Source organism: Halomonas flagellata (assembly GCF_022487945.1).
Classification (GTDB): Bacteria; Pseudomonadota; Gammaproteobacteria; order Pseudomonadales; family Halomonadaceae; genus Halomonas; species Halomonas flagellata.
Genome location: NZ_JAKVPY010000126.1, coordinates 1 through 577 on the forward strand (window position 1 = coordinate 1; position 577 = coordinate 577).

The 577-nt window shown below is 42.8% G+C and carries 1 protein-coding gene; it reads right to left on the minus strand.

What is annotated here, in order from left to right:
* The coding region (locus tag MKP05_RS22065; RefSeq protein ID WP_240570162.1) for a GTP-binding protein at nt 1–576 on the minus strand (576 nt) is incomplete at its 3' end.
* Nucleotide 577: the final 1 nt, after the last annotated feature.

Sequence of the window (577 nt, forward strand, 5' to 3'; positions counted from 1 at the left end):
GAATATCAAGGCTTGCAAAGGTTCGTCCGGATTTCCTTTCGGAGCAGGGATTTTTTCAATGATAGCTTCTAGGATCTCTTCAATCCCAATACCTGTTTTTGCACTGGCAGGAATCACATCAGAAGGATCACAACCCAACAAATCTACAATATCGTCAGTGACTTCTTCCGGATTTGCACTGGGTAGATCGACCTTGTTCAACACCGGAATGATTTCCAAATCGTTTTCCAAGGCCAAATACAAATTAGAAATGGTTTGCGCCTGAATACTTTGTGCTGCATCAACAACCAACAAAGCCCCTTCACAAGCGGCAATAGATCGTGAAACTTCATAGGAAAAATCGACGTGACCGGGAGTATCGATAAGGTTTAAGACATAGGTCTCCCCTTTATAGACATATTCCATTTGGATAGCGTGACTTTTAATGGTGATTCCACGCTCCCGCTCCAAATCCATATTATCGAGAAGTTGCTCTTTTTTCTCCCGCTCTGTAACCGATCCGGTAGAGTCCAATAACCTGTCTGCCAAGGTACTTTTTCCGTGGTCGATATGTGCGATTATACAAAAATTCCTAATG